The organism is Bradyrhizobium sp. LVM 105, from assembly GCF_003957705.1.
Lineage (GTDB): Bacteria > Pseudomonadota > Alphaproteobacteria > Rhizobiales > Xanthobacteraceae > Bradyrhizobium > Bradyrhizobium frederickii.
Genome location: NZ_QZMV01000002.1, coordinates 430,290 through 445,156 on the forward strand (window position 1 = coordinate 430,290; position 14,867 = coordinate 445,156).

General features: G+C 64.5%; 10 protein-coding genes. 7 read left to right on the forward strand and 3 right to left on the reverse strand.

Annotation, left to right across the window (positions count from 1 at the left end; genetic code table 11):
- The first annotated feature begins 60 nt into the window (after window positions 1-60).
- From D6B98_RS07340 to D6B98_RS07350, 3 genes are all read left to right on the forward strand, one after another.
- The gene (locus D6B98_RS07340) at window positions 61-1,296 is read left to right on the forward strand and encodes a putative DNA modification/repair radical SAM protein (RefSeq protein WP_126256309.1); all 1,236 of its coding nucleotides are present in this window, start codon (window positions 61-63) and stop codon (window positions 1,294-1,296) included.
- On the forward strand, window positions 1,296-2,738 hold the full coding sequence (locus tag D6B98_RS07345) for a UdgX family uracil-DNA binding protein (RefSeq protein ID WP_126256311.1): 1,443 nt from the start codon (window positions 1,296-1,298) through the stop codon (window positions 2,736-2,738). Before D6B98_RS07340 ends, D6B98_RS07345 begins: the two co-directional genes overlap by 1 nt.
- A gap of 97 nt (window positions 2,739-2,835) precedes the next feature.
- Window positions 2,836-4,464 carry an inorganic phosphate transporter gene (locus tag D6B98_RS07350; RefSeq protein WP_126256313.1) on the forward strand — a complete coding sequence of 543 codons (1,629 nt, stop codon included), beginning with the start codon at window positions 2,836-2,838 and terminating at the stop codon, window positions 4,462-4,464.
- 229 nt (window positions 4,465-4,693) lie between these two features.
- Here D6B98_RS07350 and D6B98_RS07355 read toward each other — a convergent pair whose 3' ends face one another.
- Window positions 4,694-5,866 carry a M20 aminoacylase family protein gene (locus D6B98_RS07355; RefSeq protein WP_126256315.1) on the reverse strand — a complete coding sequence of 391 codons (1,173 nt, stop codon included), beginning with the start codon at window positions 5,864-5,866 and terminating at the stop codon, window positions 4,694-4,696.
- A gap of 237 nt (window positions 5,867-6,103) precedes the next feature.
- Here D6B98_RS07355 and D6B98_RS07360 point away from each other — a divergent pair, with 237 nt between their 5' ends.
- Both D6B98_RS07360 and D6B98_RS07365 read left to right on the forward strand, forming a co-directional pair.
- Window positions 6,104-7,723, forward strand: a complete 1,620-nt coding sequence (locus tag D6B98_RS07360) for a GMC family oxidoreductase (protein WP_126256317.1) — start codon at window positions 6,104-6,106, stop codon at window positions 7,721-7,723.
- Between the two features lie 12 nt (window positions 7,724-7,735).
- On the forward strand, window positions 7,736-8,617 hold the full coding sequence (locus D6B98_RS07365; RefSeq protein ID WP_126256319.1) for an alpha/beta fold hydrolase: 882 nt from the start codon (window positions 7,736-7,738) through the stop codon (window positions 8,615-8,617).
- Window positions 8,618-8,729: 112 nt separating this feature from the next.
- Here the strand turns inward: D6B98_RS07365 and hpnO are convergent, their stop codons facing one another.
- Window positions 8,730-10,121, reverse strand: a complete 1,392-nt coding sequence (gene hpnO / locus D6B98_RS07370) for an aminobacteriohopanetriol synthase HpnO (RefSeq protein ID WP_126256321.1) — start codon at window positions 10,119-10,121, stop codon at window positions 8,730-8,732.
- A 141-nt stretch (window positions 10,122-10,262) separates the two neighbouring features.
- On the opposite strand from hpnO, the gene D6B98_RS07375 reads away from it, so the two are divergent.
- The gene (locus tag D6B98_RS07375; protein WP_164718456.1) at window positions 10,263-10,898 is read left to right on the forward strand and encodes a DUF2147 domain-containing protein; all 636 of its coding nucleotides are present in this window, start codon (window positions 10,263-10,265) and stop codon (window positions 10,896-10,898) included.
- Here the strand turns inward: D6B98_RS07375 and hpnN are convergent.
- Window positions 10,866-13,454: a hopanoid transporter HpnN gene (gene hpnN, locus D6B98_RS07380; RefSeq protein ID WP_126256326.1), complete on the reverse strand. Its 2,589-nt coding sequence runs from the start codon at window positions 13,452-13,454 to the stop codon at window positions 10,866-10,868. The genes D6B98_RS07375 and hpnN overlap by 33 nt on opposite strands.
- A 464-nt stretch (window positions 13,455-13,918) precedes the next feature.
- On the opposite strand from hpnN, the gene ispH reads away from it, so the two are divergent.
- Window positions 13,919-14,845, forward strand: a complete 927-nt coding sequence (gene ispH / locus D6B98_RS07385; RefSeq protein WP_126256752.1) for a 4-hydroxy-3-methylbut-2-enyl diphosphate reductase — start codon at window positions 13,919-13,921, stop codon at window positions 14,843-14,845.
- Window positions 14,846-14,867 lie beyond the last annotated feature (22 nt).

Genomic DNA, 14,867 nt, shown 5'->3' on the forward strand with positions numbered 1-14,867 from the left:
AGAGAGTCAATCGAATTGGCGCGCTTTCGGATTCATGAGCGGAATCAACGGGATTCAAACATGGACGTGCAACGCAAGCTGGAAATCCTGGCCGATGCCGCCAAGTACGACGCGTCCTGCGCCTCCAGCGGCACCGAAAAGCGGGATTCCAGCGACGGCAAGGGCATGGGCTCGACCGCCCCCGGCATGGGCATCTGCCATTCCTATGCGCCGGACGGACGCTGCATCTCGCTGCTCAAGGTGCTGCTGACCAACGCCTGCAATTACGACTGTCTTTATTGCGTCAACCGCGCCTCCTCCAACGTGCCGCGCGCCCGCTTCACCATCGACGAGGTCGTCAAGCTGACGCTCGACTTCTACCGGCGCAATTACATCGAGGGCCTGTTTCTCTCCTCCGGCATCATCCGCAGCCCCGACTACACCATGGAGCAGGTGGTGAGTGTCGCGCGAAAACTGCGCGAGGAACATCACTTCCGCGGCTACATCCATCTGAAGACCATTCCCGAGGCCGACGATGCGCTGATCGCGGAAGCCGGCAAATATGCCGACCGCCTCTCCATCAACATCGAGATGCCCGAGGAGACCAGCCTGCAGCAATTCGCGCCCGAGAAAGACGTGCGCGCGATCCGCCGCACCATGGGCCGGCTACGATTGAAGCTGGACGAGGCCGAGGAAGGCCGCAGCGCAAAGACGAAGGCCAAGCCGCAACGCTTCGCGCCGGCCGGCCAGAGCACGCAGATGATCGTCGGCGCAGACAGCGCCTCCGACCACACCATTCTCCACACCAGCGCCAATCTCTACGGCGCCTACCGGCTGCGGCGCGTCTATTATTCCGCCTTCAGCCCGATCCCCGACGCAAGCCGCGCCTTGCCTCTGGTGCAGCCGCCGCTGCTGCGCGAGCACAGGCTCTACCAGGCCGACTGGCTGATGCGGTTCTACGGCTTCGACGTCGGCGAGATCGTCGACGACAGCGCCATGCTGCCGCTCGAGATCGATCCAAAGCTCGCCTGGGCGCTGCGCCACCGCGACCGCTTCCCGCTCGACGTCAACCGTGCCAGCCGCGAGGAATTGCTGCGCGTGCCGGGGTTCGGCACCAAGGCGGTCGAACGCATCATCGCGACACGGCGCACCACCACGATCCGCCTCGCCGATCTCGCGCGGCTGCATGTGCCCCGCAGCAAGGCGATGCCGTTCATCGTCCTCGGCGATCACCGGCCGTCGCCACACCGTCTCGACGACGCGCGGCTGATCGAACGGTTCAAACCGAAGGCAACGCAACTGGGGTTTGGCTTCTGATGCAATACATCATCCTCGACACCGAAACCGATTTCGACGGCTGGCGCAAAGCCGCGCGTCACCTCGTGCTTCATCACGTGCAGCCGGCCGATGTCACCTGGACCGTGCAAGGCGGCGAAGCCGAGCTGTTCGCCCCACCCGCGCCATCACCGATCCTCGAAGTGAACGACGGCACCTTCACCGTGTCAGGCAAATTCATCGAGCTCGCCAAAGCAGCGATCCTGCACCGCGATCCCGAGCGCTTTGCCATCCTCTACCGGCTGCTGTTTCGGCTGAAGGACAATCACGACCTCATCGAGGTCGCGACCGACCCTGACGTCGCGCAGGTCACGGCCATGGCGAGGGCGGTCCATCGCGACGAGCACAAGATGCATGCCTTCGTGCGCTTCCGCGAAATCGGCAGGGAACGCGAGGCGCATTACGTCGCCTGGTTCGAGCCTGAGCATCACATCGTCGAGTTCGCCGCGCCGTTCTTCGCAAAACGCTTTGCCGACATGCCCTGGTCGATCCTGACCCCGGACCTCTGCGCGCATTGGGATGGCCACGCACTTTCGTTCACGCCAGGTGTCGGCAGGAGCGAAGCACCGAGCGAAGACCGGCTGGAAGAAACCTGGCGGCGTTACTACGCCAGCATCTTCAATCCGGCGCGGCTCAAGGTGAAGGCGATGCAGGCCGAGATGCCGAAGAAATACTGGAGGAACCTGCCCGAGGCTTCGATCATTAAGCCCTTGATCGAGGACGCCGAACGCATGACCGGCGCCATGATCGCCAACGCCGCAACCGATCCGCACAAGCCCCAGAAGCGGCCGGAGGCTCCGATGAAACGCAAGCCCGCTGCCGATGAGCTCGAAACCCTCCGCGAGGAGGCCGCGCATTGCCGCGCCTGCCATCTCTACAAGGACGCGACCCAGACCGTGTTCGGCGAAGGCCCGAAGTCCGCCAATATCATGCTGGTCGGCGAACAGCCCGGCGACAAGGAAGACCTCGCCGGCCATCCCTTCGTAGGTCCCGCGGGGCAGATGCTGGACCGTGCGCTGGAGGAAGCCGGCGTCGACCGCAAGAAGGTCTATGTCACCAACGCGGTCAAGCACTTCAAATTCGTGCCGCGCGGAAAGATCCGCCTGCACCAGAAGCCGAATACGCCGGAGATCCGCGCCTGCCGGCAATGGTACGAGCGGGAAGTTGCGGCAATCCAGCCCGATCTGATCGTGGCGATGGGGGCTACCGCCGCGCAAAGCGTGTTCGGCAAGATCACCCCCATCGGCAAGACCCGCGGCCGTCTCATAGAGCTTCCCGAGGGACGAAAAGCACTGGTGACGGTGCATCCGTCCTATCTGCTGCGACTGCCTGATCCGGAAGCCAAGGCGCTGGAATATCGGCGCTTTGTCGACGACCTGAAGATTGCCGCGAGCTTGCAGAAGAAGGCGGCGCGGGCTGCCTGAATACTGGCAAGAAGGCGGTATTCAACCGCCGCTTGTCATCCGGCCTTCAAATCCGTCGCGGACAATGCCTCAACTGCAAGTTAAGGGGCGTCCAGACATGAGCGATGTTGCATTCGACCGCGCGGTAGCAGATCCCGCGCCCGTCCAGCCGGCCTCGCGGCCAAATCTCGACAAGGGCTTCAATCCGCTGACGATGATCCTGTTCTTCGGCATCCTCGCCGCCGGCCTGCTGTTTGTCGCCTACAGCATCTATGTCGACGTCAACGCGACGGGCGTGCGGGTGACGACCTACCTGCCCTACATCCTCCTGTTCATTGCGCTCCTGATCGCGCTCGGCTTTGAATTCGTCAACGGCTTCCACGACACCGCCAATGCGGTGGCCACGGTGATCTACACCCATTCGCTGCCGGCCGAGGTCGCGGTGATGTGGTCGGGCTTCTTCAACTTCCTCGGCGTGCTCCTGTCCTCCGGTGCGGTCGCTTTCGGCATCGTCTCGCTGCTGCCGGTCGAGCTGATCCTCCAGGTCGGCTCCAGCGCCGGCTTCGCCATGGTGTTCGCGCTGCTGATCGCCGCGATCCTGTGGAATCTCGGCACCTGGTTCTTCGGCCTGCCCGCCTCCTCCTCGCACACGCTGATCGGCTCGATCATCGGCGTCGGCGTCGCCAACGCCGTGATGCGCGGCCGCGACGGCACTTCGGGCGTGGACTGGACCAAGGCGACCGAGATCGGTTATGCGCTGCTGCTGTCGCCGCTGTTCGGCTTCATCTGCGCCGCCGTGCTGTTGCTGCTGCTCAAGTTCATCGTGCGCAATCCCGCACTTTACGCCGCCCCCGAAGGCAACAAGGCGCCGCCGCTCTGGATTCGCGGCCTGCTGATCGCGACCTGCACCGGCGTCAGCTTCGCGCACGGCTCCAACGACGGCCAGAAGGGCATGGGCCTGATCATGCTGATCCTGATCGGCACCGTGCCGACGGCTTACGCCCTCAACCGCGCGCTTCCGGAATCCCAGATCGTCCAGTTCCAGAAGACCTCGGATGCTGCCGCCCAGGTGATCTCCGCGAAGGGCGCCGGCCACAGCATCATCGGCGATCCCCGTCCGGCCGTGACGCAGTACATCACGGTGCGTCACATCAACGAGGGCACCTATCCCTCGCTCGCCGTGCTGGTGAAGGATGTCGGCGACCAGGTCGCCAGATATGGCACGCTGAACAAGGTGCCGGCGGAGGCCGTCGGCAACACCCGCAACGACATGTACATGATCTCGGAAGCGATCCGCTTCCTGATGAAGGACAAGGAAAACGATCTCAACAAGGAGGAGATCGCGACCTTGAATGCCTACAAGGGCTCGCTCGACGCCGCCACCAAGTTCATCCCGAACTGGGTGAAGATCGCGGTCGCCATCGCGCTCGGCCTCGGCACCATGATCGGCTGGAAGCGCATCGTGATCACCGTCGGTGAGAAGATCGGCAAGAGCCACCTCACCTACGCGCAAGGCGCCTCGGCCGAGCTCGTGGCCGCCGCCACGATTGGCGCCGCCGACGTGTTCGGCCTGCCGGTCTCGACCACGCATGTGCTGTCGTCGGGCGTCGCCGGCACCATGGCGGCCAATGGTTCGGGCCTGCAAATGGCCACCATCCGCAACCTGCTGATGGCGTGGGTGCTGACGCTGCCCTGCGCGATCATGCTGTCGGCCACGCTCTACGTGATCTTCTCGCGGATGTTCTGAGCTCTCCTCTCCCTCTCCCCGTTTTTACGGGGAGAGGGCAATTGCTTTTGAACCTTCGGCAGACGTCGTCATGCCCGGGCTTGTCCCGGGCATCCACGTTCTCAGTGCTGCGTGGAAAGGCGTGGATGGCCGGGACAGGCCCGGCCATGACGCTGTGGTTGCTGTCGGTGCCAACCCAAGCCTCATACGGGATTGCCCTGCCGCAAGCGGGGCGAGGTAAGAAAAAGCCTTACGACGCCGCCAGCTGCTCCTCGACCAGCTTCACCCAGTAGGACGTGCCGTAGACGATCGCCTCGTCGTTGAAATTGTAGGCGGGGTGATGCAGGCCGGCACTGTCGCCGTTGCCGCAGAAGATGAAGGCGCCGGGCCGCGCCTCCAGCATGTAGGCGAAATCCTCGCCGCCCATCAGCGGCGGCATCTCGTGCACATTGGCTTCGCCCGCGACCTGCTTGGCGATGCGGCGCGCCACCTCGGTCTCGGCGGCGTGGTTGTTCACGACGGGATAGTTGCGCTTGTAATGCAGGTCGATCTTGGCGCCGGTGATCTGGGCGACGCCCGCCACCACCTCGTGCACGCGCTTCTCGACCAGCTTGCGCACCTCGGGCGAGAGGGTGCGGATGGTGCCCCGCAGGATCGCGGTCTGCGGAATGACGTTGCGGGCGTTGCCGGCGTGGAACTCGCAGATCGAGATCACGGCCGATTCCAGGGGATCGACGCTGCGCGCGACGATCGATTGCAGGGCAGTGATCACCTGCGCGCCAACCAGCACGGAATCGATGCATTTGTGCGGACGCGCGGCGTGGCCGCCGAGGCCCTCGATCATGATGTCGACCTCGTCGGTCGCCGCCATGATCGGACCAGGCCGTATCGCGAACGAGCCGACCGGGATGCCCGGGCCGTTGTGCATTCCGTAGACCTGCTCGATGCCGAAGCGCTCCATCAGGCCGTCCTTGACCATGGCCGCGCCGCCGGCGCCGCCCTCTTCGGCCGGCTGGAAGATCACCACCGCATCGCCGGCGAAGTTACGGGTCTCGGCGAGGTAGCGGGCGGCCCCGAGCAGCATCGCGGTGTGACCGTCATGGCCGCAGGCGTGCATCTTGCCCGGGATCCTGGAGGCGTAAGGCAGATTGGTCTGCTCCTCGACCGGCAGCGCGTCCATGTCGGCGCGCATGCCGATCACCTTGAGTCCGTCGCCGGCCGGCTTGCTGCCCTTGATCACGCCGACCACGCCGGTCTGGCCGAGACCGGTCACGACCTCATCGCAGCCGAACTCGCGCAGCCGGTCCGCCACGAATGCTGCGGTGCGGTGGACGTCGTACAGCAGCTCGGGATGCTGGTGGATGTCCCGGCGCCAAGCCTGAATATCGGATTGAAGGTCGGCGACGCGGTTCACGATGGGCATGGAGGTCTCAAGCTTTATTGAAAATATCGGACTGTCTACCATGCAAGCATCAGTCCAGCTAACTCCCGCAGATCGAGGGTAGCCCTGTCCTGTCGTCATGGCCGGGCTTGCGGCCGGCTCGTCTCCAACCTGTCTTGGTCCAACTTGTCTTGGCCATCCACCTCTGACTATTAGAACGGAAAGCGCGTGAATGTCCGGGACCAGCCCGGGCGTGACGCCTGTCCGGGTGGAAGCAGGATGCCAAGGCGGCTCGAAGGTGAGTTTGACTACATTGTCGTCGGGGCCGGCACGGCCGGCTGCATCGTCGCCAACCGGCTCTCGGCCGAGCCCAAGAACCGCGTCCTCATCCTCGAAGCCGGCGGCGACGACAACTGGATCTGGTTCCATATCCCGGTCGGCTATCTCTTTGCGATCGGCAATCCGCGCTCGGACTGGATGTTCAAGACCGAGGCCGAGCCGGGGCTGAACGGTCGTTCGCTCGCCTATCCCCGCGGCAAGGTGATCGGCGGCTGCTCGGCGATCAACGCCATGATCTCGATGCGCGGACAGGCTGCCGATTACGATCACTGGCGCCAGCTCGGCATGACCGGCTGGGGCTACGACGACGTGCTGCCGCTGTTCAGGAAGCTCGAGGACCATTTCCTCGGCGCGAGCGAGCATCACGGCGCCGGCGGCGGCTGGCGCATCGAAGCGCCGCGGCTGTCATGGGACATTCTCGATGCCGTCGGCGATGCCGCCGAGGAAATGGGCATCAAGCGCATCCCGGATTTCAACACCGGCGACAACGAAGGCACCAGCTATTTCCACGTCAACCAGAAGCGCGGCCGGCGCTGGTCCTCGGCACGCGGCTTCCTCAAGCCGGCGTTGAGGCGGGCGAACCTGCGGCTCGAGAAGCACGTGCTGGTCGACCGCCTGATCATCGAGCAGGGCCACGCCGTCGGCGTACGCTTCATCCAGAACGGCGAGATGATCGAGGCGCGCGCGAAACGCGAGGTGATCCTCTCGGCCGGCTCGATCGGCTCGGTGCAGGTGCTGCATCGCTCCGGCATCGGGCCCGCCGACTGGCTGTCGCCGCTCGGCATCGACATCGTCATGGACAGACCCGGCGTGGGGCGCAACCTGCAGGACCATCTGCAGCAGCGGGCGATCTACAAGGTCGAGGGCGTGCGCACCCTGAACGAGACCTATTACAATCTGTTCCGCCGCGGCTTGATGGGCCTCGACTACGCCTTCCGCCGCCGCGGTCCCCTGACGATGGCGCCCTCGCAGCTCGGTATCTTCACCCGCTCCGATGCGACGCGCGCCCGCGCTAACATCCAGTTTCACGTGCAGCCGCTGTCGCTCGACAAGTTCGGCGATCCCCTGCACCGCTTCCCCGCCATCACCGTGAGCGCCTGCAATCTGCAGCCGACCTCGCGCGGCATCGTGCGGCTGCGCTCGGCGAGCCCGGACGAAAAGCCGATCATCGCGCCGAATTATCTGTCGACCGACGACGACCGCCAGGTCGCCGCCGACGCCATCCGCACCACCCGCCGCCTGATGCAGCAGAAAGCGCTCGCCAAATATCGCCCGAGCGAATACCTGCCCGGCCCCACCGTCGGCGACGACGACGCCTCGCTGGCCAAGGCCGCCGGCGATATCGGCACGACCATCTTCCATCCCGTCGGCACGGCGAAGATGGGCGCGGTCAGTGATCCCATGGCGGTCGTCGACGAGCGCTTGCGATTCTACGGCCTCGAAGGCTTGCGCATCGTCGATGCCTCGATCATGCCGACGATCACGTCCGGCAACACCAACACGCCGACCGCGATGATCGCCGAGAAGGGCTCTGCGATGATCTTGGAGGATGCGAAGTAGCTTGCCGCCATCATGACCAGCCCGCAGCGTTTTTCAATCGGCCCGGCCGGTGCAGAGATCGCCATGTTGCAATGGGGCGAGCGCGGCAAGCCGCCCGCCCTGCTCGTGCACGGCACCGGCTTCGTCGCCGCCGTCTGGGACGAGGTCGCGTGCGAGCTTGCATCGACCTACACCGTCTACGCGCTGGACCGCCGTGGCCATGGCGCCAGCCACAAGCCCGGTGCCTATCATTTCCTGGATTATGCCGATGACGTCCGACGGGTGATGGATGCACTCGAGCTGCGCAACGTCTACGGCATCGGCCATAGCGCGGGCGCGACCGATCTCCTGCTCGCGGCGAAGCTCTTGCCCGGCCACTTCACGCGCCTGTTCGTGATGGAGCCAACGGTGATGGACCCGCGCGCCACCCGTTCCGGAGGATTGAGCGACGAATCCGTCGCCCGCGTCCAAGGCACGCTGCGCCGACGCGCCGAGTTCGACAGCGCCGACGCCGTCTTCGAGCGCTACCGCACAGCGCCTGCGTTTGCGGATTGGACCGAGACTTCGCTTCGCGCCTATGTGCGCCACGGCTTCGCGCCGCTCGACGATGGGCGGGTTCGCCTCTGCTGCACGCCCGAGATCGAGTCCGCAATCCTGCATCCGATCTATGAGGTGATGGAGCAGGTGTACGCTGGCGACGCCCGCGGCAATCCGTTTGCCTCGCTCGCCGAGATCGACTGCCCGGTGCGCGTGACGACCTCCGGGAAATCAGGGCCGATCTATTGGGAGATGGCGCGGCGCGCGGTATCGCTGATTCCGCGGGCCAGCACGCAGGTCTTCGAGGACGCCGGCCATTGCGTGGCTCAGGAAGTGCCTGCGGCCGTCGTCGCAGCCGTGCGGGAGTTCGCGAAATAGGTCTCGTGCCCGGACGCCGCGCAGCACGCAAGTGATGCGCTGCTAAGCCGGGGCCCATCTTGCCGCATACTGTGCAGCCTGTTGGGTCCCGCCGCTCCGTGCTACGACCGCCTCAGGCCGACCTTCGCACCGCGTTGTCCACCAGCGTCTTGCCGAGCGACCAGATCGCGCCGGGGACCTTGTGGCTGCCGGCGATGACGTCGTCGAACGCCTTTTCGATCCAGCTGCAGTCTTCCTCGGTGATGGTGAGCGGCGGCAGCAGCTTGATGGTGTGGCTGCCGTGGCCGGCGACCTGCGTGAGGATCTTGTGATCCTTGAACAGCGGCACGGTAATGAGCTGGCAGAACAGGCCCTTGTTGGCGGTCTCCAGCACGTTCCAGGAGGCGCGCAGGCGCAGCGATTTCGGCGGGCCGAACTCGACGCCGATCATCAGGCCCTTGCCGCGGACTTCCTTCATCAGCTCGTAGCCGGGCACCATGCGCGTCAGCGCGAGGCGCAGCTCGGCGCCGCGCTTGGCGGCGGACTCGATCAGCTTTTCGGATTCCATGACATCGAGCGTGGCGATGCCGGCGGCCATCGCGAGGTCGTTCTTGGAGAAGGTGGAGCCGTGCACCACAGCGCGGTCCATCTGGTTGAAGATCTTGTCGAAGATGGCCTTGCGCGTCAGCACCGCGCCGACCGGCACGTGGCCGCCCGACAGCGACTTCGACAGCAGCACCATGTCGGGCTCGACATTCCAGTGCTCGACCGCGAGGAAGCGGCCGGTGCGGCCCATGCCGGTCTGGATCTCGTCGGCGACGAACAGCGTGCCGTATTTCTTGCAGAGCGCGGCCGCGCCGGGCAGGAACTCGTCGGTGGGCATGTTGACGCCCTTGCCCTGGATCGGCTCGACGACGAAGGCCGCGACCTCGCGCGAGGCCAGCGCCTTTTCGAGCGCCGCCAGGTCGTTGAACGGGATCGGGGTGCAACCGGGCAGCAGCGGTTCGAAACCGTTGCGGAAATTCGAATCGCCGGTGAGCGACAGCGCACCATAGGTCAGACCGTGATAGCCATGGGCGCAATAGACGATGCCGGGACGCCCCGTCGCGCCACGCGCGAATTTGATCGCGGCTTCGACGCATTCGGCGCCGGAATTGGCGAAGAACGCCTTGTCGAGATAGGGGACGTATTTCAGCAGCCGCTCGGCCAGCACGCCGGCGAGCGTCGAGACGTCGAACTGGACGAGGTTGGGCAGGTCGGCATCGAGCACGCTCTTGAGCGCCTCGCGCATGACCGGATGATTGCGCCCGATCGCAAACACGCCAAAGCCGGACAACAGGTCGAGATAGCGGGCGCCGTCGCGATCGTAGAGATACTGCCCCTGCCCTTTCTGGAAGCCGACATCGTAGCCGATGGTCTTGAGGACCCGAACGAACTGCTCGTTCAGATACCGATTATGCAGGGTGCTGCGCTGGGCCTGACGGTCCGCGAATAGCTGAGACATGTCTGGATTTGGGCTGTGCATCCGTTACATACTTCGGTTGAGGGTCGTCTCGTCAACTGAAAAGGGACCGTTACTCAAAACGGTCTGTGCGGCCTTTTGCCCTTTTTCGGACCATCTTCGCAAGCACAGCTTTAGACCATGTTGCACTGCCAAGGAACCATCATGCGTTTAGCCCTTTACACCGGACTAATACTGGCTGGCGGTTACACCTGCCTGACCCCGGCGCTCGCCGCCGACCCCACCGGCGATTGGCGGGTCGCCGACGGCGTCGCCAACATCCGCGTCGCCCAATGCAATGGCAGCATGTGGGGCGCCGTTGCCTGGGAAAAGAAGCCCGGCGGGCGCGACGAGAACAATCCGGATGTCTCGAAAAAGAACAGGCCGACGCTGGGCATGGTGACGCTGATCGACATGAAGAAGAAGCCAGGCGCCGATCAGTGGGAGGGACAGGTCTACAACGCCCAGGACGGCCAGACCTATAGCGCGACCATCACGCCGACCGGTCCCGACCAGCTCGAAATCAAGGGCTGCGTGATGGGCTTCCTCTGCGGCGGCGAGACCTGGACCCGGGTTGGCCCGCCGATCCCCTTGAGCACCGCCAATGCCATGGCCAAGGGCGCGCCAAAGCAGCCCACCGGCGCGGCGCCGAAAGCCGCAGCTACGACGGCGGCCGCAGCGCCAGCGCCTGCGCCCGCAGCCCCGAAGGCCGCCGGCGCAGCCAAACCCGGTCAGAAGAGCGCCACCGATCCGGTCGGCGACATCTGCCTACTCCCTGAGATTGCGGGGTTTGCCCATTAGGGCCGGCTGGAACAGCAGCACCGCCGCGAGCGTCGTCACCAGCGAAAGGGCAAGCAGCTTGCCCATGCTGGACGTGCCGGGATGGCTCGACAGCCACAGGCTGCCGAACGCAGTCGCCGTCGTCAGCGCGCTGAAGAAGATCGCGCGTGTCAGACTGGTCTGGAGCAGGTTGGTCCTGCCCGAGCGCCAGGCCACGACATAGTAGATCTTGAAGGCGACGCCGACACCGAGCAGCAGCGGGAACGCGACGATGTTGGCGAAGTTGAGCGGCAGGCCGATCAACACGCAGATCTCGAGCGTGACCGCGCCCGCAACCAGGAGCGGCACCAGCGTCATCAGCACGTCGACGAAGCGGCGCAGCGTGATCCACAGCAAGAGGCCGATCACCAGCAGCGCATAGATGCCGGCGTGAATGAACGCGCGCACCACGGTGTCGCCGGATTTCAGGATCGAGACCGGCCCGCCGATCGCGGTCGGCTCGGCAACGAGCACCGCCGCCGCGAATTTGCGCAGCGTATCGTTGTCGTTGGGATCGCCCTTGGGCAGCGCCTCGACACGGATGATGCCGTCCTTGCTCTTCCAGGCGCTGACGAGCTCGGGCGGCAATGAGTTCAGTGTGACGGGCCCGGCCTGCATCGCATTGCGGAGCTGATCGAACACGATCTTCATCGGCGTGACGAATACGTCCTGGGCCTTGTTGCGCGTGGCTTCGTCGGCATTGGCGAGCTTTTCGAGCGCATCGGCCAGACGGCGCGAAGCGACCGCACCCGTGCCCTTCGCGTCGCCCGCCGTCCGGCGCAGATTGTCGACCGAGGATTTCAGCGCCTCGATGTTTTCCTGGTCCGACGGCGCTTCATCGATCTGATCCGGATTGAGCGCGGGATTCAGCACCTTGGCGCCCTGCGCTATCAGCTTCAGCTTGGGCGCCTGGTCCTGCGGCACGAAGCTCTCGAGCGACATCACCCTGAGCACTTCGGGCACCTTCTCCAGCCTCGCCTCGACCTGTCTTGCCTGCTCCTCGGACGTCGTCATCACGTTGATGGCATTGGCGCCGGTGTTGGGGTCCTTGCGCAAATCGAGGAAGGTGGCGATCGATTCGGCCTTCGGATTGCGCAGGTTCATCGGGTTGAAGTCGAACTTCATGAAGTAGAGCAGCGGCAGGCCGCCGAGCGCCAGCAGCAGGGTGCCGCCGACGATCAGCACACGGTGCTTCTCCAGGAAGTGGTCGAGCGGCGCCAGGAAGGCATAGCCGACCGGCTCCTTCTCGCCCGGCGGGTTCAGCAGCTTCAGCATGGCCGGCAGAACGGTGATCGAGGAGAGGAACGCCACCAGCATGCCGACGCCGGCGATCTGGCCGAGCTCCGCGATGCCCTTGTAGTCGGTCGGCATGAAGCAGAGGAAGCCTGCGGCGGTCGCCATCGCCGCGAGCGAGAGCGGCACCGCCGAGCGCTTGGCCGCCAGCACCAGCGCGCCGGAAAGATCGTTGTGCTTGAAGCGCTCCGAGCGGTAGCGGACGCTGTACTGGATGCCGAAATCGACGCCGAGGCCGACGAACAGCACCGCGAACGCGATCGACAGCAGATTGAACGATCCGACCATCATCAGGCCGGCGGCGGTCGTGAGCGCAAGGCCGACGAACAGATTGACGAACACGGCGAAGATGATCTTCGACGAATGCAGCGCGAGCCAGAGGATGACCAGCACGACGAGAACCGTGCCGACGCCGTTGATGACGGCGCCCTCCTGGACGGTGGCGTATTCCTCGTTGGCGATCGGGACCGGGCCGGTCAGCCGCACCCGCGCCTGGTACTTGCCCGGAAAATCCAGATCTGCCGCGGCCTTGCGGATCGCATCGGTGGCATCCTTGCCGGGCTCCAATGCGTTGTAGTCGAGGATCGGCTTGAACTCGATGAAGGCGCGCTTGTCGCCATCCTTCAGCGGCTCGTCGCTGACGAGCTCGCGCCAGGAGAAGCTCGCATTGCCCTTGTTGAGCACGGTCTCGACCGTCTGCGCGATCAGGTTGAAGGGCCGCTCGGTGTTGTCGAGCTTGACCTGGCCGCGCTTGACGCCGGCAAGTCCGGTCTCCAGCGCGCCGGTCAGGCCGCGGATGGAGGGATCGCCGGCCATGATCTCGATCAGGGGCGCGGCGGATTCGAACTGGCCGGTGATCTTGCCGACCTCTTCCGTCGGCAGGAACAACAGGCCGTTCTTCTCGAAGAACTCGCCGCTGCCGAGCTGGTGCATCGACTGGAAGTTGGTCTTGTCGCCCCTCAGCTTGGCAAAGAGCGCGTCTGACGCCGCGCTCGCCATCTCGGGCGTTCGGGCTTCGACCACAGCCAGGATTAATTCATTTTGATCGAACGCCTTGTCGAACTGTTGGTCACGCTTGCGCCAGTCGAGATTTTGAGAAATCAGCGAATTGATGTCGGTGTTGATGGCGAAGTGCCGGGACGCGTAATAGCCCGCGCCCACCGACAGCAGGAGCCCGAGAACGACGACGAGGGAGGCAAACCGGGTGCAGGCCCTGACGATGGCAACGACTACGCTTTGCAGCACTTCTTTTCTTTCTGCGGTTTATAGCTTGCCGGAAACGCCCGCTGTTTATCGGAGTTCCCGGGCGAAACCTATTGCTGTTTTGGGTGGTTCTCGCCGCGACGAAGTTCGAAGTAAACGGCGGGAGACCGGGCAAAATCATGCGGGGCGGCCGGTATAGCCGGGGAGTTGAGGCGGGAAAGTGACGAAAGACTGGGCACTTTCGACGCGCTTGCCGCTTGGGGAAATCTAACTACTATAATACCGCAAAAAGGCCTCGATCGTGGCTGGAGGTTTCATTTGACCTTTCCTTGCTGCCGATTTTTTGACACAAAGTACTGCGCCTCCATGCGCCGGAGCCCCGACCGGGGGTGGGCGGCTACCGCGTGCGCGAACCAATGGTGCGGATATTGCAACTCATTGGTCAGTATCGGCATGCCGCCGGGGACTTTGAAGCGGATTGGTGCAACTTGCGTGATGGGCAACCCATGGAAGTTTATCTGGCGCAGCCGCGCGGCTTCTGCGCGGGCGTGGTGCGTGCGATCGAGATCGTGGAACGGGCGCTGGAGAAGTACGGCCCGCCCGTCTACGTGCGCCACGAGATCGTGCACAACAAGTACGTCGTCGAGAGCCTGAAGAACAAAGGCGCAATCTTCGTTGAGGAATTGTCCGAGGTCCCGCCGAAGTCGGTCACGGTGTTCAGCGCCCACGGCGTCGCCCGCAGCGTCGAGGAAGAGGCCGCCGCGCGCGACCTTCCGGTGCTCAACGCCACCTGCCCCCTGGTCACGAAAGTTCACAATCAGGGGAAGCGCTACATCACCAAGGGCCGCACGCTGATCCTGATCGGCCATGCCGGACACCCCGAAGTCGAGGGCACGATGGGCCAGGTTCCCGCCCCCGTGCTGCTTGTCCAGAGCGTTCAAGAGGTTAAGGCGCTGACGCTGCCGGCGGATACGCCAGTGGCCTACATCACCCAGACCACCCTGTCGGTCGACGACACCAAGGACATCATTGCGGCCCTTCAGGCCCGCTTTACAGATATTCAAGGCCCGGATATCCGGGATATCTGCTATGCGACACAGAACCGCCAATCTGCGGTAAGGGACTTGAGCAAGCTGGTCGACGTGATCTTGGTGGTGGGCGCCGCCAACAGCTCGAACTCGAACCGGCTTCGCGAAATCGGCACCGAGGCCGGCGTCGCGAGTTATTTGATTGCCGACGGCAGCGAGCTCGATCCGGAGTGGCTGAAGAATGCCAGGACCGTGGGCATCACGGCCGGCGCCTCGGCGCCCGAGGTACTCGTGGATGACGTCATCGAAGCGATGCGGCGGATCGGACCGGTGAAGGTCCAGGTTTTGCCGGGCCGCGAGGAAAACATCGAATTCCGGCTTCCGGCCCAACTGGCCGCGAGCTGACCCACCCGAATTCAAAAGCCCA

Excerpts from the sequence above, each read along its gene's own strand:
- D6B98_RS07375 (WP_164718456.1), top strand. The coding sequence starts at position 10,263 with ATGCGTTTAGCCCTTTACACCGGACTAATACTGGCTGGCGGTTACACC.
- D6B98_RS07340 (WP_126256309.1), top strand. The coding sequence starts at position 61 with ATGGACGTGCAACGCAAGCTGGAAATCCTGGCCGATGCCGCCAAGTAC.
- D6B98_RS07355 (WP_126256315.1), bottom strand. The coding sequence starts at position 5,866 with ATGCCCATCGTGAACCGCGTCGCCGACCTTCAATCCGATATTCAGGCT.
- D6B98_RS07350 (WP_126256313.1), top strand. The coding sequence starts at position 2,836 with ATGAGCGATGTTGCATTCGACCGCGCGGTAGCAGATCCCGCGCCCGTC.
- D6B98_RS07360 (WP_126256317.1), top strand. The coding sequence starts at position 6,104 with ATGCCAAGGCGGCTCGAAGGTGAGTTTGACTACATTGTCGTCGGGGCC.
- hpnO (WP_126256321.1), bottom strand. The coding sequence starts at position 10,121 with ATGCACAGCCCAAATCCAGACATGTCTCAGCTATTCGCGGACCGTCAG.
- ispH (WP_126256752.1), top strand. The coding sequence starts at position 13,919 with ATGGAAGTTTATCTGGCGCAGCCGCGCGGCTTCTGCGCGGGCGTGGTG.
- D6B98_RS07365 (WP_126256319.1), top strand. The coding sequence starts at position 7,736 with ATGACCAGCCCGCAGCGTTTTTCAATCGGCCCGGCCGGTGCAGAGATC.
- D6B98_RS07345 (WP_126256311.1), top strand. The coding sequence starts at position 1,296 with ATGCAATACATCATCCTCGACACCGAAACCGATTTCGACGGCTGGCGC.